Annotated in this window: 17 protein-coding genes; 7 read left to right on the top strand and 10 right to left on the bottom strand. The window is 58.5% G+C overall.

What is annotated here, in order from left to right; all coding sequences use genetic code 11:
• Positions 1 to 101 precede the first annotated feature (101 nt).
• Positions 102 to 1,649, bottom strand: coding sequence for a methyl-accepting chemotaxis protein (locus PDMSB3_RS22195; protein ID WP_165187719.1), 1,548 nt, complete (start codon positions 1,647 to 1,649; stop codon positions 102 to 104).
• A gap of 1,186 nt (positions 1,650 to 2,835) precedes the next feature.
• Here PDMSB3_RS22195 and PDMSB3_RS22190 point away from each other — a divergent pair.
• A complete protein-coding gene (locus PDMSB3_RS22190) occupies positions 2,836 to 3,585 on the top strand; it encodes a Crp/Fnr family transcriptional regulator (protein ID WP_035516419.1) in 750 nt (249 codons plus the stop codon).
• Between the two features lie 57 nt (positions 3,586 to 3,642).
• Here the strand turns inward: PDMSB3_RS22190 and PDMSB3_RS22185 are convergent, their stop codons facing one another.
• Positions 3,643 to 4,104 (bottom strand): hypothetical protein, encoded by a 462-nt coding sequence (locus PDMSB3_RS22185; RefSeq protein WP_165187717.1) that lies wholly within the window; start codon positions 4,102 to 4,104, stop codon positions 3,643 to 3,645.
• Positions 4,105 to 4,788: 684 nt separating this feature from the next.
• Between PDMSB3_RS22185 and PDMSB3_RS22180 the strand changes: the two genes are divergently transcribed.
• The 6 genes from PDMSB3_RS22180 to PDMSB3_RS22155 all read left to right on the top strand — a co-directional run bounded on the left by PDMSB3_RS22180 (position 4,789) and on the right by PDMSB3_RS22155 (position 10,748).
• The gene (locus PDMSB3_RS22180) at positions 4,789 to 5,343 is read left to right on the top strand and encodes a hypothetical protein (protein WP_165187716.1); all 555 of its coding nucleotides are present in this window, start codon (positions 4,789 to 4,791) and stop codon (positions 5,341 to 5,343) included.
• A 471-nt stretch (positions 5,344 to 5,814) separates the two neighbouring features.
• Positions 5,815 to 6,138: a hypothetical protein gene (locus PDMSB3_RS22175; RefSeq protein WP_165187714.1), complete on the top strand. Its 324-nt coding sequence runs from the start codon at positions 5,815 to 5,817 to the stop codon at positions 6,136 to 6,138.
• Positions 6,096 to 7,330, top strand: a protein-coding gene (locus PDMSB3_RS22170) for an IS3 family transposase (protein WP_085954161.1) whose coding sequence is annotated in 2 segments (ribosomal slippage) — positions 6,096 to 6,450 and positions 6,450 to 7,330 — 1,236 coding nt in all. Because the reading frame shifts where the segments join, the coding sequence is not laid out codon by codon here. Before PDMSB3_RS22175 ends, PDMSB3_RS22170 begins: the two co-directional genes overlap by 43 nt.
• A 10-nt stretch (positions 7,331 to 7,340) precedes the next feature.
• Positions 7,341 to 8,096 (top strand): PD-(D/E)XK nuclease family protein, encoded by a 756-nt coding sequence (locus PDMSB3_RS22165; protein ID WP_165187712.1) that lies wholly within the window; start codon positions 7,341 to 7,343, stop codon positions 8,094 to 8,096.
• Positions 8,097 to 8,699: 603 nt separating this feature from the next.
• Positions 8,700 to 9,482: an ABC transporter substrate-binding protein gene (locus PDMSB3_RS22160; protein ID WP_165187710.1), complete on the top strand. Its 783-nt coding sequence runs from the start codon at positions 8,700 to 8,702 to the stop codon at positions 9,480 to 9,482.
• 204 nt (positions 9,483 to 9,686) lie between these two features.
• Positions 9,687 to 10,748, top strand: a complete 1,062-nt coding sequence (locus tag PDMSB3_RS22155; protein ID WP_165187708.1) for an LLM class flavin-dependent oxidoreductase — start codon at positions 9,687 to 9,689, stop codon at positions 10,746 to 10,748.
• A gap of 43 nt (positions 10,749 to 10,791) precedes the next feature.
• On the opposite strand, the gene PDMSB3_RS22150 is transcribed toward PDMSB3_RS22155, so the two are convergent.
• The 8 genes from PDMSB3_RS22150 to PDMSB3_RS22115 all read right to left on the bottom strand — a co-directional run bounded on the left by PDMSB3_RS22150 (position 10,792) and on the right by PDMSB3_RS22115 (position 19,113).
• Entirely contained in the window at positions 10,792 to 12,006 is a 1,215-nt protein-coding gene (locus PDMSB3_RS22150) for an acyl-CoA dehydrogenase family protein (protein WP_232064290.1), read from the bottom strand.
• Between the two features lie 11 nt (positions 12,007 to 12,017).
• A complete protein-coding gene (locus PDMSB3_RS22145) occupies positions 12,018 to 13,022 on the bottom strand; it encodes an NrtA/SsuA/CpmA family ABC transporter substrate-binding protein (RefSeq protein WP_007176090.1) in 1,005 nt (334 codons plus the stop codon).
• Between the two features lie 35 nt (positions 13,023 to 13,057).
• Positions 13,058 to 13,801 carry an ABC transporter ATP-binding protein gene (locus tag PDMSB3_RS22140; RefSeq protein ID WP_007176089.1) on the bottom strand — a complete coding sequence of 248 codons (744 nt, stop codon included), beginning with the start codon at positions 13,799 to 13,801 and terminating at the stop codon, positions 13,058 to 13,060.
• The gene (locus tag PDMSB3_RS22135; protein ID WP_007176088.1) at positions 13,798 to 14,637 is read right to left on the bottom strand and encodes an ABC transporter permease subunit; all 840 of its coding nucleotides are present in this window, start codon (positions 14,635 to 14,637) and stop codon (positions 13,798 to 13,800) included. The genes PDMSB3_RS22140 and PDMSB3_RS22135 overlap by 4 nt, the downstream gene beginning before the upstream one ends.
• 295 nt (positions 14,638 to 14,932) lie before the next feature.
• On the bottom strand, positions 14,933 to 16,480 hold the full coding sequence (locus PDMSB3_RS22130) for an FAD-dependent monooxygenase (RefSeq protein WP_165187706.1): 1,548 nt from the start codon (positions 16,478 to 16,480) through the stop codon (positions 14,933 to 14,935).
• Between the two features lie 76 nt (positions 16,481 to 16,556).
• On the bottom strand, positions 16,557 to 16,934 hold the full coding sequence (locus tag PDMSB3_RS22125; protein ID WP_165187704.1) for a VOC family protein: 378 nt from the start codon (positions 16,932 to 16,934) through the stop codon (positions 16,557 to 16,559).
• An 87-nt stretch (positions 16,935 to 17,021) separates the two neighbouring features.
• The gene (locus tag PDMSB3_RS22120) at positions 17,022 to 18,218 is read right to left on the bottom strand and encodes a DesA family fatty acid desaturase (protein ID WP_007176085.1); all 1,197 of its coding nucleotides are present in this window, start codon (positions 18,216 to 18,218) and stop codon (positions 17,022 to 17,024) included.
• Between the two features lie 523 nt (positions 18,219 to 18,741).
• Positions 18,742 to 19,113, bottom strand: a complete 372-nt coding sequence (locus tag PDMSB3_RS22115; protein WP_007176083.1) for a hypothetical protein — start codon at positions 19,111 to 19,113, stop codon at positions 18,742 to 18,744.
• Positions 19,114 to 19,215 lie beyond the last annotated feature (102 nt).

Raw genomic sequence — 19,215 nt, 5'->3', positions numbered from 1 at the left:
GCAGAATGGGTGTCGGCGGTTTCAGCGCGGACGTAGGCGCTGTTTCGACACGCCGGAACCGCACTGCGTGCCTGAGCCGCGAGGCGCATGCCAGCGCCATGCTAGGCGTCCAGCCGGAACGTGGACACAATGGCCTTCAGATCGTCCGCCTGCATCTCTAGCGAACTGGCTGCGGCTGCGGCTTCTTCGACCAGTGCCGCGTTCTGCTGCGTGACCTGATCCATCTGCGTGACAGCCTCATTCACCTCGCCGATTCCCTTGCTTTGCTCCTGCGACGAAGCGGCGATTTCACTCATGAGATCGGTCACGCGCCTGACCTCGTGCGTAATCCGGTCCATGGCTTCGCCGGCTTCCTGCGCGTATCCGGCACCGGTGCGCACCCGTTGAACCGAATCGTGAATCAGTTCCCTGATCTCTTTCGACGCGGTCGAAGAACGCTGCGCGAGCGAGCGCACCTCGGAAGCGACCACTGCAAAGCCTCTCCCCTGTTCGCCGGCACGCGCCGCCTCCACGGCCGCGTTCAAGGCGAGGATATTGGTCTGGAATGCGATGCTTTCGATCATGCCCACTATGTCGGCGATCCTGTCGGAGCTGGCGTTGATCCCGCCCATCGTTTCAACGACACGCGTTACGACGACACCACCCTGCTCGGCCACCTTGACCGCCTGCGCAGCGAGCTGATTGGCCTCGCTCGCATTCTCGGCGTTCTGGCTCACCGTGGAGATCAGTTGCTCCATGCTGGCCGCCGTTTGCTCCAGAGACGCAGCCTGCTCCTCAGTGCGTTGAGAGAGGTCTTGGTTGCCCACCGCGATCTGATGCGAAGCGGTAGCGATCGAATCGGCTGCAATCTTGATCCCGCTGATCGTGCGCGTGAGTTGCTCCTGCATGCTTTTCATCGAAAATAGCAGGCTTGATCGATCATCCCGAGTCGTCTTGACCACTGCGGTCAGGTCATTGCCGGCAATCTGGTTGGCAAGCTCGGCGGCATAAGAAGGCTCTCCGCCCATTGCGCGAAGAATGCTGCGATTGAACAGCACCACGACAGTCGACAAAGCTGCGATCATCACCAGCATGATTCCGAGGCTGCGATACAGCATTGAACGGAACGCCGCGTCGATGTCGTCGACGTAGACTCCGGTCGTGAGAATCCAGCCCCACGGCTGATAGCCCACGTTGTAGGAGATCTTCGGAGACGCTTCCGATGAGCCCGGCCGCGGAAACGCATACTCGTTGAATCCCTTGCCGTCGCGCTTGACGGCGTCAACCGCGGCGCGAAAGACATACACACCGTTCGGATCTTTGTAGTTGCTGGCGTCCTTGCCGTCCATCTCCGGACGCGTCGGGTGCATCAACACCGTTGCGGCCGAATTGATGATCGCGAAGTAGCCTTCGTCGCCGTACCGGATGGCCCGAATCTTATCCATGGCCTGTTTCTTTGCTTCCGTCTCAGTCAGCGATCCTGCGGCTACGGCGTCACCATATGTCTTGACAATACTAAGGGCGATGTCGGAAGCGTGGATCAGATCCTGTTTGCGATCTTCCAGTTGAGCTTCCCTCCCTTCGAAGGCGTTGTAGATCGATATACCGGCAAGACATAACAGGCTCAGGACCAGCGGAAGCCAAAGCTTCTGGGAGAAGGACAACTTCATACGTTAACGAACCTCTCAAATTGACCGCGACGGGCTGACAGTGCTACCGCTCTATAGTCTGCTAACGGCCGCAGGATCGATATCTTTAGCGATCACGTCGGGAAATAACGGAATCTCACTTCGATATAATGTTCGGTGTACAAATTATTGTTGGCCAGCCAAAGTTAGATATATTTCTCCGTCACCTTCCCATTGCGCTCCCGTGTATGGAATTCAGCTATTCCCGGTTAGGCAACGTTCCCATCCAATAGAAGGATCTTGTAACGCCTGAGCGAACAAACATCGCACACTGCGTCGGCCAGCTCGGCGGACAAACCCTCTACATGGGTGCATTTATTTCGCAGAATCCTGTTGATTATCCTACGTTCATTGTCGAGCAACCCTGCAGCTTCGTTGCTCAGTAGTTCGTCCAATATTGCGTAGAGACGGCATATCGCTGAACCGGACACAGACACAATCGGCCATGCATTCATCAAATAGCACAGCGGTAGTACCGCGCGCCTTTCACACCACTCGTCGAACAACGTCAGACAACAGTCATCGACTGACTGGGCGCACAAACACCAATGATCACGCATGAGAAAGCGTGCCGTTAAGTGGACGGTTCATATAGGTAACAAAGGTCTGACGAATGCCAGGCTGATCATGCTAAAGCTATTAGTATTCAGATAAGGCCCCACCACGATACCGGTTCGCGTCGTGACACTTCATTCTTTGCCGACTCGGCAAACCCTCTCATTTGACTTTAGTCAACTTGATACGCTGTATCGATGAGCGCATGAAGTCGACCGGGGAATATGATCGGTTCAGGAGTACGGTTCAACCAGCTTTTCAGCTCTCACCCCCCGGATCCAATCTGGAGTGCCAATGCCGAGAAAATGGTTGTCGAGGGGACAGATGTAAGACAACGAAATTTCTGCGGATACGCCATACAGCCACAAGCCGAATCGGCGTTTTCAGTTCTCCATTGCATCACAGGCTAATGACTACAATTCCGTTAAGACAGCCAATCGATGCGGCGTACGCCACTGAGTAAACGGTCGGACGCTGCACGTACGACTAGCGGACACTCGCGGGAGTGTCCACCCGCGAATGGACACGCCCCTCGTCAGTTTGTCGACGAACGGGTAATGCTCCGCCAATCAAAACTACGCCACGCGAGCGAGTCACCCGGTACTCTTCATCAATGGATCACGAACTGTTAATCGCCCTTGGCAAGCAATCTTTCGCTGGCGATCGCCCCAATCATTGTGCTCAATGCGGAATCCGCGAACTATGTCTTGGAAGTGGCCTTGACCTGCATCAGGTGTCCAATCTCGCCGACGTTGTTGTCGAAAGAAGGCGAGTCGAGCAAGGTAAGGTTCTCTACGAGCAAGGGGCTCCATTCACACATCTATTTGCGATTGCGAGCGGTTCGTCAAAGGCCGTGGTGCGCTCTGTCGACGGGCGCCCGCAGATTGCGGCACTCGCCCTGCGGGGTGATGTGGTGGGTTTCCTCGGTGCCGCGTCTGGAGCGCAAACCGTTACGGTGGTTGCGCTTGAGAATTCAGTCTTCTGTGTTATCCCTTACCGGCATCTGCTGCGGCGCATCTCCCAGAACCAGTTGATCGGCACTCAGTTTCATCGTCTCATTGCCCGCGTCATGCAACAACGGCAGGAGGCGTTCCTGTTCACCGCGAGTGCCAATGCCGAACGGCGCGTTTGTGGATTCCTGCTCTGGTTTTCAGACCAGCTCGCTGCGCGCAAACAGCACTTCACCGAGTTTTCGCTTCCCGTCAGTCGAACCGATATTGCCGACTTCGTCGGACTGCGACTGGAAACCGTGAGCAGGGCATTCACCCGGCTTTGCGATCTGAATCTCATCGAGGCCAAGGGGCGACATATCCGTATCCCGGACGTGCAGGGATTACGGCGATGGTTTTCGGCCTCACGTTGAGCCCCTGCGCACAGCTTGTCTCTTCGCTGATGCTATCGGTTGTCCGTTATCCGTTAGTTAGTGCCGCACGGCGACCGATTGCTGTGCATGCGCCTTTGCAATCGCTACGCTTTTGGCAGGAGAACGTTTGCGCTTGGGGGCGTTGTCGGTAGCTTGCGATCCGTTCGCAATCCTGGATGCTTCGACAAGAAGGCGCGTTGCGTGACTGGCGGTGAGACGCGCTTGAGGGACGCCCTTTGCATCGAGCGCAATCACCTGGAAGAGTTCGCGTTCGCATTCGAGATCCTGATGATATTGCTCTGCAGTGTCGACGAGCAGTTCGAGCATGGTCTGACGGCGGTGTCTTTCGTCGCTCGTGATGGCAGGATTCCTACACATTGAAGACGCTAGTGTGATTAGCGTATTCAGTTTGCCCAGTTGCCGTTCGCATAGGTCGAATGCCGACAGCGCGAGCTTTTCGTATTGGAGTACGTCGACAGGCGGGCGTGAAGCGGGTTGATTTTTTGCGGTCTTGCTCATGGTGCGATCTCCCTGTTACTGCTCAGATCGCCCGACACTCGCTTGGAAAGTGGGTGAGCGGGCAGGTAGCGGGATTGGAAGACCGGTGTAATGCCAAGCCGGCGAGCCTCGCGGCTCCCCCACCACCGCCCGCCCATTGTGGAACAACAGACGTGCAGGGATAGACGCACTCCCCGCCTGAGCGGGTGTGCGGGCATTACATGCAGGCTTCCAAACCTGACCTTCGGGTGTTTCCCGAAGGCTTGGTGATTATAAATCAGGCCAGGTGCGGAGAGAGCAACTGGGTGCGCTAAAAGGTTTGATTTTTGGGTGGGTAAGCGCCTGAATGTGGGCGCGAGGGTGACGAGTAAAGCAAGCAGATATCCCGGTTAAAGTCAGCCATGGAAAAGCCAATATCAGGTAAGGGAAGTATGCAGCCGATTGACGCACGCGCGATGTGAGCGTGATTTGATGCTCAATAAGGGTGCCGCCACAAGTTTATGCGATTCCCTAACGCTCTAACTATCGGTTTTTCACTTATGATTTACCAAAAAACTCGGGGGCGCTATGTCGGGGCGTGAGACGAACAAGCACTGGTTGGACTATGTGGCGGCTTGGGTTGCGTTATGTGCGGCTATCGGCTCGCTGTTGGGCGCGGGTGCGTCCTGGTATCAGTTCAGGGCATCCAGAGATCAACTGCAGTCCATGAAGTTTGATCAGCGCCCCTGGGTTTCACTGGAAATGGAACCGGAAGGGCCACTTGTCCATGACGAGAGCAACGGATTGGCATACACGTTTAGGTATAGCCTAAACAACGTGGGCCGATCACCGGCTTTCAATGTCATGTTCACAGCCACGATGATGCCGCTAGCCGATTCGAAAGAGACGCCTCCAGTTTCCGGCGGCTTTTCTTATCCTGAACCGCTTGAGGCCCTACGGCGTGCCATAGCTCAAACGTGCCAAGAGAACGACGTTGCACGCACGCAGGGAATGGGCGAGGTAATGTTCCCGAACGCGGCTCAAAATCTACGATGGAAGGCCCACAGTCCGGGCCTTGCCAAAGGTTTTGTTCCTGGCTTCGCCGTAGTGGCGTGCGTCGCATATCAGTTCAGCGGCGACCCGGCTGTTCATAAAACTGTGCGTGTATTCGATTTGGAGCCGCGCGAATACGACAAGATGATTCATCTTGACTCTTCCAACGGCGACTCGCCGGAGTTGGTATTTTCCCCGCGGCTGGTCGAAGGTTTTTCGGCCGACTAACGCCTGAACGACCATGATGGTGCGGTTCGCTTACAAGCGGTCTAGTTGCCGATGCCATCGGCGTTGACGACTCGCACCACCTCGGCAAGCGTGAGGCTGTGCGACTATCCGCAACGGCCGATGACCCGTCAGCAAACATCGCCCAATGAACGTCCGCTGCACTTTGTGAAAAGCTATTGATGCCTCTACGTACCGGAAGTCCGCTGAGGGTCTACCGGAGTCAACCGTGTTAGAGCGCGGTGCGGTCATGAACGCCCTTGGCGTCGAACCTCCAAACAGCGTTCGAACATCGGCATTGCCATAAAGAGCCGACAGTTGCGGCGCGGGCAGGCCAGGGCTAATGGTGATAGTCGGAAGGGGCGTGTTATTGTCGGGCAATGCCCTGTCCAGCCACGATACGGGGAACCTGCCCGAAAGCGTTGAAAACAGGACTTAGCTATTACCGCCCCGAACGTTGTGGAGTCGACCTACATGAACCAGATCAATTCTGTGATACCGGATACCGACTTTGGACGCTACTTGGCCTCGGTAACTGAGCGAGATATCGACCTGCTGCTGTTGGAGGAATTCCACGTCAATAACGACTTCGTCGCATGGTTCTGTGGCAAGATTGACTTGCACAACGTCACTGCAGCGGGGGCGTGGCACAGTCTTTCCGACACGGACGGTGAGAGTGACCTGGTCCTCCGTGGGGCGGCCCCCGTGAAAACCGGACACGAGGAACGCTTAAACTTTGAGGTAGTCTTACGCCTATGTTTAAGCCCAGCTCTAACGTGGAACCCATTGAAGTTTTGACCCAGCCCGAACAGCGCCGCAGGCGCTCTGTCGAGGAAAAGCTTGCGATAGTGCGCGAGACCTTCGAGCCCGGCGCAACCGTTTCCGGAGTTGCCCGTCGTCATCAAGTGAATGCAAACCAGGTGTTCGCCTGGCGCAAGCTCTATCAGGACGGAAGCCTGTCAGCGGTCAGTGCCGGCGAGCATGTGGTACCGGCATCGGACCTGGCCGAAGCGATGAAACAGATTCGTGAACTCCAGCGATTGCTGGGCAAGAAGACGATGGAAGTGGAAATCCTCCGCGAAGCAGTGGAGTACGGCCGGGCAAAAAAATTGATTGCGCGCTCACCATTGCTGCCAGGGGACGACCGATGAAGACGGTCTGTAATGTCCTGGGTGTGTCGCGCTCTAATCTCGCAGTGAAAATAAAGCGCGACGCCGAATGGGTCGACAAGCGCAAGACACCCGCCCGTGACGACATGCCGCTCGTTGCCGAGCTCCAGGAGTTGGTTGCTGATTTGCCTACTTACGGCTACCGGCGCGCCTGGGCTCTCCTACGCCGAAACCGGGAGGCACAGGGACAGCCTCGGGTTAATGCAAAACGGGTTTATCGGGTCATGCATACCCACGGCCTGCTGCTTGAGCGCCGCCCTCGACATCCCGAATCCAGGCGCCGGCACGATGGAAGGGTCGCGGTGGACCAGAGCAATGCGCGCTGGTGCTCGGACGGCTTCGAATTCCGCTGTGATGACGGCTCGCCGCTGCGCGTCATCTTTGCACTGGACTGCTGTGACCGGGAAGCCATGAGCTGGGCTGCGACCACTGGAGGCTATACCGGAGACATGGTGCGTGATGTCATGCTTCAAGCTGTAGAAAACCGTTTCGATGGTGCGTTAAAGGCCGACAACGAAATCGAATGGCTCAGCGACAACGGTTCCTGCTACATTGCCGAGGAGACGCTGACGTTCTCGAAAAAAGTGGGCCTGAAACCCATCACGACGCCGGTCAGAAGTCCGCAGAGCAACGGAATGGCCGAGAGCTTCGTCAAAACGATGAAGAGAGACTACGTCTCGTGGATGCCCAAGCCGGACGCGAGAACGGCGTTGCACAACCTGGCCATCGCGTTTGACCACTACAACGAGTCGCATCCGCACAGCGCCCTGAAATACTGCTCACCACGCGAGTTTCGCCAGCGAGCAGATTCACCAACCTAAGCGTGACCGCATGTCCGGTCATGCAGGGGCAAGTCCACTCCGCGTGTTACAAGAAGAGCGCCGCATCGGCATTCTCATCGAAAACAAAGTCAACGCTCCGGCTCAATACAGACAAGCGGAACGCTATCATCTGCGCGGAAAACGGCTCGTAGATGAAGGAAAACTTGACAGTTACAGAACCGTTATCTGTGCACCTCAATGCTATATCAGTCCTCCGCTCCAAGAGAATGACTATCAGCACCGTATCTTGTACGAGACTATCGAAACCTGGTTTAGGGAACAACAAGGACAAGGGCGACGCGCGATATGGCGGCGCTACGTTATGCTGGCCGCGATAGATCAGGGGCGACGCGGCTACACGATGGCAGTCAACCCCGCTATTACTAAATTCCACCTGGATTATTGGGAACATCTCAGATTGCGGCACCCCAAAATTCAGATGGCACGTCCGCAAGGTCGCGGGAACGGATCGACCTGGATCGTGTTGAAAGGAATTGGCTTCCCAAGGGGTGTGAAGTTAAGTCACAAATTTGATCAACAGGTGATGGAGCTCGGTTTCGAGAAGCGCACGGTCGACGAGATCCTGGCTGTGAAGTCGGACTGGCCAGATGACATCCATCCCGTGCAAAAGGGCGGAACAACTTCGTTGGCGATCGACATACCGGCGATCGATATGACCCTCGACTTTGGCGCGCAGACGACTGGCGTCGAAAAGGCGTTGGAGTCTGCTTATAGACTGATGCCGTACGCTTCACTTTTTACGTAGCAGTCGACTTCGCAATAGTCCGTATCTGCTCTAAACGGGACACACGGAAGTGGGGCTGTCGAGAGTCGGTTCAGGATCGAAAGTGCGCATTCGTTGAAACCGGTAACGGCCGTTCGTCTATGGCCTTCATCCAACGACTGGTCCGCATCGGTAGTTGGGTATATTCGTGCTGACACATCAACGGCAGCTAAGGCCAAACAAGCAGCCGTTGTCCAAGTTGGCCCACCAAGTTGCGAGCACATGAGAACGCACGTGGTGGCGCCAGCATCGCCTGTCGGCCTCTCACTTGGGCCGAGACCCGCGATTCATCGACCCACCCAAACCTATTTCCCCGCGGAGTACAAGAGCCTTCGAAGGCGGCCACGATAACGCGTCTTGCCGTGCTGGCACCAAGCGTGTCAGCTAACCTGGCCACTCCGTCTCCCACCGAAATAAATACGAGCAAGCCGATATCCCCACTCCATTCACCCCCCGCATAAACTGATTCCCCGAATGAATTTGCAACCCCAATCAAACATGGTCGAATATCGGGCGCCGCATCTCTCCCCAGTCGGCGGCCGCCCCACCCACGCATCTATTCAAAAAAGTAACCAAAGGCCCCCCATGAAACCCCTCCTCGCAACCCTAACGTTTGCACTACTCGCAGCATCATCCGCCAGTGCAAACGCGAAGGATTGGTCGACCGTACGCTTCGGTGTCGACGCGAGCTATCCGCCGTTCGAATCGAAAGCCGCCGACGGCAAGCTCGTCGGCTTCGACATCGATCTAGGCAACGAGATCTGCCGTCGCCTGAACGCAAATTGCGTGTGGGTCGAAAACGCCTTCGACGGGATGATTCCCGCGCTGAAGGGTCGTAAGTTCGACGGCGTGCTATCCACCATGTCGATGACGCCGGCACGTCAGGCGCAGATCGCTTTCTCGTCGAAGGTATTCCGTATCCCCACGCGCCTCGTCGCGAAGAAAGGCTCGACGATCACGCCCACGCCTGAAGCGCTGAAAGGCAAGCGAATCGGCGTCGAGCAGGGCTCGATCCAGGAAACCTATGCGAAGACCTACTGGGAACCGGCCGGCGCAGCGATCGTGTCTTACCAGGATCAGGATCTCGTGTACTCGGACCTGATCGCCGGCCGCATCGACGCGTCGCTGCAGAACGCCGTGCAGGCTGACGTCGGGTTCCTGCGCACGCCGCGGGGCAAGGACTTCGCATTCGCCGGCAATCCGCTTTACGACGCGAAGACGCTGGGAAGCGGTACAGCGATCGGCTTGCGCAAGGAAGACACCGACCTGAAGGCGAAGATCGACAAGGCGATCGCCGACACGCGCGCGGATGGAACATACGACAAGATCGCGAAAAAGTACTTCGACTTCGACGTCTACGGGCAGTGAAAACGGCCGGAACAATGCGCGCGACCGCGAGGTATGGCGGTCTCTCGCGATTGTCTAACCAGATCGGTCAGTTGATTAAAGCGAACTCAACACGAGCCTTAATACTTTTCCGTCAGTTCTATATCGATACAAATTGGAAGGCCGCGCGCACGGGCAACGCTAACATGAGCGTTTTGCCCCTCCACTTCCCCGCGTATCAAAGCGATGTCAGCCAAACTTCCACGCTTCGGCGTCTGGGCACTTGTGCACGGTAGCCGCGCCGCGTTGCAGGATCCCGCAGAACCCTATGATGCTTCCTGGGCCCGCAACAAGGCGCTCGTACTCGAGGCCGAGCGTCTCGGATACGACTCGGTGCTCGTCGCCCAGCACACGATCAATCCGCATGACCCTTCTCTCGATCAGCTCGAGGCGTGGACCGCATCGGCGGCATTGGCGGCGCTAACGTCACGCATCGAAATCATCACGGCGATCAAACCGTATCTCTATCACCCGGTCGTGCTCGCGAAGATGGCTCAGCAGATCGAGCACATCAGCGGCGGGCGCTTTGCAATCAACCTGGTGAATGCGTGGAATCGTCCGGAGCTCGAACGTGCGGGCATTGGCTTTCCCGAGCACGATGAACGTTACGCGTACGGCCGCGAATGGATCGAAGTCGTCGCCGCGCTGCTGCGCGGCGAAGCGCTGAATCATCACGGCGACAACTTTCATATCGACGAATATCAGTTGCGTCCCGCCGATCCGTTTCGCGCGCGTCCGCGCATCTATGTCGGCGGCGAGTCGGAACCGGCGCGCGAACTGGTGGCGGCGCACGGCGACGTGTGGTTCATCAACGGTCAGCCGCACGACGACGTAGCGCGTCTGATCGCCAATGTATCCGCTCGCGCGCGGCCCGCCGGGCAGGATGCGTTGCGTTTCGGTCTGTCGGCGTTCGTGATCGCACGTGAAACCCGGGCGCAGGCAGAGGCTCACCTCGCGCATCTGTTCGCACTGGCCGAGTTGGACAAGCCGCTGCGCGAACGGCAGAAGGCCAATATCGATCCGAAAACCGTGATGCACCAGACCTTCGCGCAATCGCCGCGTGTCGGTTCGAATGGCGGCACGGCTGCAGGGCTAGTCGGCGATTACGACACCGTCGCGCAGCGCGTTGCCGCGTTTCATCGGGCGGGCATCGAACTCTTCATGTTGCAGTTCCAGCCTTTCGAAGCGGACATGCGCATCTTTGCAGAAGAGGTCGTGCCGCGCGTTAAGCGGCTCCTTTCGAACTGAGCACAGCCGCACGCCCCGCATCATGCGGGGCCGTAGGGTATGTTCAGAAGAACGCACCAGTGGGCGGAAGCTGGCCGGTCAGCAGGTTCTGCCCAAGCAGCCGCTCCTTGTACAGGCGCGGATTGTGCGAAGCAATTACCTTGATGTTGCGCCAATGCCGGTCCAACGCGCCCACGCGTGACACGACCGAGCCCGATCCAAGATCGATCAGCCAGCTGGCGATCTGCGGAGCGAGATCGTCGATCACGACCTTGGCTTCCGCTGCGGCGAGCGTTGCGGCCAACGTGGTGTCATATTCATCGGCCGTTCCATAGCTATCCCATGCTCGCTGAAGCGCTGACACAGCGCGATCGGCGGTTGCCTCGACGCTCGCCGCATAGGCGCGAATCCGGCCAAGCAGCGTTTGCAGCACCGGCTCGTCGGTGGGATGCGCGGCGTCGCCGTGATAGAAGTTGCGCCCGCGTGCGCGCAAAACTTCGACGGCGTCCAACGCTACCCGCCGCACAATGCCGGCGATGCAGTTGGTCAGATAGACCTGGTGGAAGGTGTATCCCCAAGGCGCTGCTTCGTCGGTTCGCGGCGGATCTGTCGGATAGACATGCGCCGCGGGCACGGTCACGGCATCAAACTTCGCCGTGCCTGAGCCCGTCAGGCGCTGGCCGAATCCCTGCCAGTCGTCATCGTTGCCGACGCCCTGGCCTCGCTCCAACACGTACTGCACGGTCTTCCCCTCACGGCTTTCCACCGCAAGGCCGACGAATGCGTCGTTGTAGAGGTTGCCGGTCGCGTACACCTTCACGCCTGAGCCGATATATACGCGCCGCGCTTCGTCCCATTCGAGCCGGCTTAGCACCTGGCTCGGACGCGCGCCGGCCGCCACGGCATCGGTCTCGGTGAAACTGAGGCCGACGGTTTTCTTCTTACTCGTCAGATCGAGAACGTGCGCATGGAACGGATGATCCCGGCGTCTGAGCGCCGCTTCCACTTGCCACAGATGATTGCGAAACGCGTGAGCGATGTTCGAATCCGCTGCCGCAACATCACGCGCTACGGTGAAAAGCTCGCTCAACGAAACGCCTCGTCCGCCGGCATCTGCCGGCTGGCGCAGCGCGCCGAAGCCGAGCTCCTTGAGCATCGCGATCTCCTCGTGCGGCAAACGGTGACTGCGTTCCCGCTCCGCTGCGATCGATGCGATATGGGCGATGGTTTCAGCAAACCCGAGTGTTTCTGACAATGGCGAGACAAGCGTGGTTCTCATGATATGTTTCATCAAACCTTGACGCTGTAATCCGCGACCTTGATTCGCGAGTTGATGATCTTGCGTTCCGCGAGCCAGTCGGCGGCGCGTTGGAACTGCGCGATGAATGCGGCGTCGTCGGGTTCGTGGAATTGATTCACGCGCTTCAGGCTCGTCAGATAGTCGCGCACCTGATCTGGATATTTGGCTTCCTTCTGCACGAGCTGTTCGGATTCGGCGGAATGCGCCGACTGCCACGCGCCTTCGACATAGTACGCATCGATTACCGCGCGAATCAGTTCCGAATTCTCTTCGGTAAATTTTCGGCGTGTCACGAGAGAGCTGTAATCGATCAGGAAATCGAGGTCGCGTCCTTCGTTGAAAATGTCCTTGGCGTTGTTGCTATAGCGCGCGATATCCACGGCCGGGGACCACATCGACCAGGCGTCGACCACGCCTTGCGCAAACGCCGGCGCGGCATCGGGCGGATTCAGGTAAACGAACTCGACCTTGCTACGGTCGATATGATTCTTCTCCAGTGCTGCAATCAGAAGGAATTCACCCAATCCCGACCGGTTGATCGCGACCTTGCGGCCCACGAGATCGGCAACCGAATTGATACCGCTTGTTTTCTTCACGATGATCGCAGTCGAGCGCGGCGAATAGATATCGAACGCATTGAACACGAGCGGTGAGCCGGCCAGCATCGCGGCCAATGCCGGCGTAGTCGATCCCCAGAAGCCGAAATCCGCGCTCCCGCCAACAACGGCCTGAATCGACGGCGCATGATTCGGGAACGGCCCGACCCATTCGACCTTGATGCCCTTTGCAGCCAGCGTCTTTTCGAACACACCGCGCTGCCTGGCAATGTCCGGCAGGCTACCGTATCCCCATCCGACGCGAACCGTATCGGTGTTGCGTGTCAGCTTGCGCGGCTCGGCCGCGCGAACGGGAAACAGGCTGCTGGCGGCGACGCCGGCCAGCAGGCCACCCGCCGCGCGCAACAGTTGGCGGCGGCTCAGTGAAGAATCGTTCATCCTTGTCAGGTCCTTGGAGTCATGCAGAAAAGCGCTCAGTGAGACTGAACGCCGAGCTCTTCGAGCAGGATCGGCCGCAGTGCCTGCGGCGTGTAGTTTTTGGGTTGGAAGGAAGCGGCGATGCGTCCCGAACGCATCACAAGAATCCTGTCGGCGAGCGTGAGCGCCTCATCCACGTCATGCGTCACGAGCAGCACGCCGGGGTGATGGCGCGCGACGAGCTCCTTGACGAGTCCGTGCATCTTGATCCGCGTGAGCGCGTCGAGCGCGGCGAACGGTTCGTCGAGCAACAGCAAGGCGGGATCGCGGACGAGACCGCGCGCCAATGCCACGCGTTGCGCCTGACCTCCGGAGAGGTTGCGCGGCCAGTCGTCTTCGCGGCCGGAAAGCCCGACTTCGGCCAACGCACGCGCCGCCCCCGCACGACCAATCGTCGTTTCATGACCGAGCACGACGTTCTCCCACAGCGTCGCCCAAGGCAGTAGCCGATGCTCCTGAAATACGACGGAAGGGCGTTCGGGTGCGCGAATCTGCCCGGCGTCGGGCTGATCGAGCCCGGCCAGCGCACGCAACAGCGTGGTCTTGCCACATCCGCTTTCCCCCAGTAGTGCAACGAATTCGCCTTCGCGGATATCGAGGTCCAGCGCATCGATAACGACACGGGTGCCGTAGCGGCGCTGCAAACCACGCACCGAAACGGCGAGCGGCGTGCGGTTCACTCGCTCTTCGGTGGCAGCCGGAACAGCGGCATCCTGGGGCAGTGCAAAATCAACGCTCACTTGCGCGCTCCTTTAGCGTAATTCGCGTGCCATGTGAGGAAATGCGCTTCAAGCAGCCGCACCAGCGCGTCCGCCACCACGCCGATGATCGCGTAGATGATGATGGTCAGCAGAATGACATTGGTCTGAAGGAATTCGCGGGCATCCATTGCCAGAAAGCCGATGCCTTTCGTCGTCGCGAGCGTTTCGGCAATGACGAGCGCGAGCCACGCGTGAGCAAGCGCATAACGCACGCCCGTGAGGATCGACGGCATGGCACCCGGCAGAATGATCCGGCGCACCACGGCGGGCCAGTCCAACCCGACAACCTTCGCGAGCTCCATCAGCTTCGGATCGATCTGCCGAATGCCGAGCATGGTGTTGATGTAGATGGGGAACAGTACCGCAAGCGCGACCAGAAAGATTTTTGCCACTTCGCCAACACCGAACCACACGATGACGAGCGGCAGCATGGCGAGGAAAGGAATTGCGCGCACCATCTGGATCGAGCGGTCCAGCAGCGCCTGCGCGAGCGGCGAGAAGCCGACCAGGACGCCGAGCGCGAGTCCGATTGTTCCGCCGATTGCAAAGCCCGCAGCCGCACGCAGCAGCGAAACGCCGAGGTGAACGAAGAGATCACCGTGCCTGGCCAGATCCAGCGCGGTTGCCGCGACGCTGCTCGGGGCGGGAAGAACCTGAGGAGCAATCAGTCCGACACGCGATGCAATTTGCCAAAACACCACCACCAGCGCTGGAACGATCCACGAAAGCCACCTATAGAGCGCGCCCTTCGAAACCCCCAGGTACAATCGGGTCGAAGCGACATAGCTATTGCGAGAATAAGTGACGTCAGCCATGTCGGTCCCAGATTAGCCTTGAAAAAGCACGGTTCCGAAACGGAGCCAGTACGGGTCAACACACCTCGGGGCAAATTCATTTTGCGCGGCGATCCAGGTAGCGAACATCTACCGGAAAAGGCAAAAGGCGGAGCCTCATAAAGGCGAGTTCGTTATTAAAGGCCGACCGGTATTGCAATGACAAACAGTTTTTTATGCTTTGCTTTTCAGTTCTGACGCATTGCTCGATGTTGGCGATACCTAACGCTTCACCACACAGTCGTTGCTGTAAGGTCTGCTGTCCGCGCGCGGCGGCTCACACAGGAGAATGCGTCTCTTCGTCAGGTTTACCGAACCATTGCGACGCGGCCTGAGCTGCCTCATGATCGTTAGGGGAAGCTGCACAGGCCCACGCGACGAAGCCATCAGGACGCACGAGCACCGCGCTCAAACCAAGCCGATCCTTGACGTCGCTTGCGACATACGTGATGCGGTCACTCCGGCGGCTCGCCAGTTCCTGAAGCGATGTGCGAGAGTCAAAGTCCAGCAATAAGCCTCTCCCCTTCGTGAAAAGCTCACCGAGCTTCGTCCCGTCGATCAGCTCGAAGTCGGGAGCGCTGCGGCCCACCAACGGGTGGCTGCTGCCAAGGTCGTAGCGCAGAGAAGTAGCCCAGACGCGCTCGGCGAAATAGGTAGCACCATCGCGGGTGTCGATGAGATCACGGATGATGGCTTCGAGCGCGCGCGAACTGCGGCTCGGCCGCATGATTGCGACCTGGGCGCGCGACCAGTCGAGAACCTGCGCTCCTACCGGATGCCGTTCGCTCGTATAGCTGTCGATCAAACCGGCGGGCGCGTCGCCACGGATGGTGGCAGCAAGCTTCCATCCGAGGTTCATTGCGTCACCCAGACCAAGGTTGAGGCCCTGGCCGCCTAGCGGGGAATGGATGTGCGCGGCATCGCCTGCGAGCAGCACGCGCCCTTTGCGGTAGGTCGTGGCGTGATAGGCGCGATCTGTCCACGTGGTGGCAAGCTGAAGGGCCGTCACGGTGACGTCGGTGTTAGAGATGTGGCGCAACACCGCCTGCACATGATCGAGCGTGACCGGCTGGGTTCGATGGAAAGCGCCCCCATCGAAATCGACCATCGCGATGGTTCCGGGCTTCTGATAGGTGTACATGCCCGTTGGCGTGTAGTGGCGGCCCGGTTTGAGCTTTTCCGGATCAGCCATCTCGACCTGAACGGAATAGCCGGTGAATTCGGGATCCGAGCCGACGAACTCAAAGCCGCCAGCTCTGCGCACTGTGCTGCGCCCGCCGTCACAACCGACGAGCCATCGTCCGCGAAAAATTTCTCCGCCGGCGTGAACGGTCACGCCCTCTTCCGACTGGTCGAAACCATCCACACTCAGGCCGCGCCTGATCTCCACCCCCAACGCCATTGCGCGCGCGGCCAATACGGATTCGAGGTACTCCATCTCGACCGCCATGCTGGTGCCGGCCGGACCTGGCAAGCGGTACTGCCACTTCGAGGTGTCGATGTTGTCGTAATAGAACTGGATGCCGGCGAAATGGCCGCCGGGGCGGCGTTGCTGTTGCATCCAATGTGCGGCATTCGGCACGCTGCTGCCCGAATCGTCTTTCGCGCGTTGGGGCGCGGCGATCTCGTTCAGCATACCGCGCCGGTAGAAGGCTTCGATGGTGGGTGCAGACAGGCCGCGCAATCCGAACGGAAGACGCTTCAACGGGGAGCCCGGATCCTCGGCTTGCTCAAGCACCAACACCGGCAGGCCCGCGAGGCGCAACTCACAGGCGAGAAACAGGCCGACGGGGCCGCCGCCGGCAATCACAACGTCATAGATCAAAGTGAAATTCCTTTAAGTGCCTTGATCGCTGCCGTGTGGTATCGAGAAAGCCTGTGGGCGGCCGCCGTCAGCACGGCTAGCTTTTATGCACGACCTCGAACGAATATCCGTCAGGATCAAATACATCGGCAGCGTAGTAGCCCGAATAATATTCCAGTCTCGCGCGAGGCGAAATATTATCTCTCGCGCCCGCCAGAATTGCGGCCTTGTAGAACTCATCGACCGTATTGTTATCTGGCGCCACGAACCCCCAATGGATTGCTCCGGGATCCGGCTTGCCCTGCTTCAACCAGAAGATCGCGCGCTGGCCGTCACCGAATCCCCACAGATCGGGATGACCGTTTTCTCCCTTATAGGGCATGAAGTATCTGATGTTAAGTGGCTTGAGTGCGGCGTCATAGAAAGCAAGCGAACGTTCTACATCGCTCACGGAAAGGATAATGTGGTCAAGCATGAGCACCCCCCGGACACTGTAGCTGGTGTTAGCCCATTCTACTTGTCCCACGCAATGTCTGGTTGACTGGGTTAAGCCAAACGAACATCAGCCGTAGCGACGAAGACGAATCGAGAATTCCCTCAGGGCGTCGATGCGACTCTGTTCAGCACGTCGGCACCACTCCTCCAACTGGCAGAGCAGTTGTTCGCGAGAACGGTTCGAGCGCTCCCAGATTGCCGCCAGATCTTCGCGCAATTCAACGTAGACCAGAAGCTTCGCGTGGTTGTCGCAGAGTTCTGTCGGCACCGGTTGACGCGCCCCGTCTTGCGCCGCCTGCCCGTCGCGAAACCATTTTCTTACGCCACGCATAAGCACGGCTCTCTCGCGCCGGCTCATGTGCTTCACGCGCGCAAGTTCCTGCCGGTACGCATGCTCAGCCGTTTGGGCATAACTTGCCATCACCTCGCAGCGATTTCGAAGCACGGCTTGCAGCGTCTCGTCGTCGAGTATCGACTTGCCTTCGACCAGATGCGGTCTGAGCGCCACTTTCCTGACCTTCGCCAGACCGAGCGCGGAAAGGACACAAATGTACATCCAGCCGACGTCGAACTCGTACCATCTGTTCGACATCTTTGCGGATGTTGCATATGCGTGGTGATTATTGTGAAGCTCTTCGCCGCCGATCAGAATGCCGATCGGAAACACGTTCGTGCTCGCATCAGGAGGACCGAAGTTGCGGTAACCCCAGAAATGGCCCAGCCCGTTGACCACGCCGCCTGCCCAGAAAGGAATCCACATCATCTGGATGGCCCACACCGACACGCCGACGACACCGAACAGCAAGATATCGATCACCATCAGCAAACTGACGCCGAGATCCGGATATTTTTCATAGACGTTCCGCTCCATCCAGTCGACCGGCGTGCCGTGGCCGAACCTGCGCAGTGTTTCACCGTTCTTCGCTTCGGTTCGATAGAGCTCGGCACCGCCCAGCAGCACTTTCCAGATGCCCCTGAATTGTGGACTGTGAGGGTCCTCTTGTGTTTCGCACTTCGCGTGGTGCTTGCGATGGACCGCCGCCCACTTGCCGGTCACTATTCCCGTTGTCATCCACAGCCAGAAGCGGAAAAAATGGCTGGCCAGAGGATGCAGGTCAAGCGCGCGGTGCGCCTGGCATCGGTGCAGGTAGACCGTCACACTGACGATGGTGATGTGCGTGGACACCAGTGTGGCCAGCACGATCTGCCACCATGAAAGGGCCAATAGGCCGTCTGAGAGAAATGCGAGTGAATGACTAAGCAAGTCGACCTTCTTTCTACAACGAGGTAGCGCCGATCCGGGAGCGTGTTACCACTAGCCTGAGGCCCCAGGCGGTCAGAGAGCGGACGCGCGCGGCATTGGATTCGGGTCGAACCGATTGCCACACATCGAGCGCGGCGAAAACAAAAGCGGTGGAAATGAACAATGTGAGTGGATTCATGCCGGTTGTCCTCCGAATGGGCGGCGGCGTGTGATCGCCGGCAAGGCTGGCATTGGCAATCCGGGCATGACTTTGCCGTCAGGCCACGTCTTTCAACGCCCGTCGCGTTCATGATGTCCAAAACCACATGACAAGTCGGTACGGTGCCGCACCGGTTGGCAATAAGTTATCGGCGCGGGATAGAGGTGATCAACGATGGACATCCTCGCCCAGATACCAGTCGGCAAGGAGCGCACGGAGCGCAGCACGGCGATCTGCCGGCCGACCACGGCGTGAGTTGCCGGCTAGGCATGAACGACAACCCAGCCAGCGGAGGGACGATTACGAATCAACGGATCCTTGAGATCAACGTCGTTTCATCTTGATCACGCGCGAAATCTGGCCGAGCGTAAAGCCGGTGTTCTGCACGTATTGTGCGTAGTCGCCCGGCGCGGTAAGCGATTTGTCCGTGACGTACTCGCCCATGTAACGAAACCGGTCAGTCGCCGTTCTGACAAATACAGGAAGCGGATCGGTCTGTCGCGCGAGCGTTCGGCCGGCCGCACGTGCTGCGGCACTGCTGTCGCAGACGATCACATCCGGCGCATGCGGGTTGAGATCCTGACGCAATCTCGCAGCAACGACCTTCCCGCCCTTCACCGGCAGGAATGCCTGTTTGCATCCTCCCGTCACACTATGAATCTCTTCCCGAGAATACTCTTTTCCAGCTTCAAACATGATTTTTCTCCCAAGAATGGCGCCTCGCTGTGGAGCAGCGGCGTCAAGCGGAGCGATGATATCGAGCAGCGCCTAAATCCTTCGTATAAAGCGCGAGCTTGC

The sequence above is a fragment of the Paraburkholderia dioscoreae genome (assembly GCF_902459535.1).
GTDB lineage: Bacteria > Pseudomonadota > Gammaproteobacteria > Burkholderiales > Burkholderiaceae > Paraburkholderia > Paraburkholderia dioscoreae.
The sequence above is the reverse complement of the archived record's forward strand: the minus strand, read 5'-3'. Positions and strand labels throughout refer to the sequence as shown.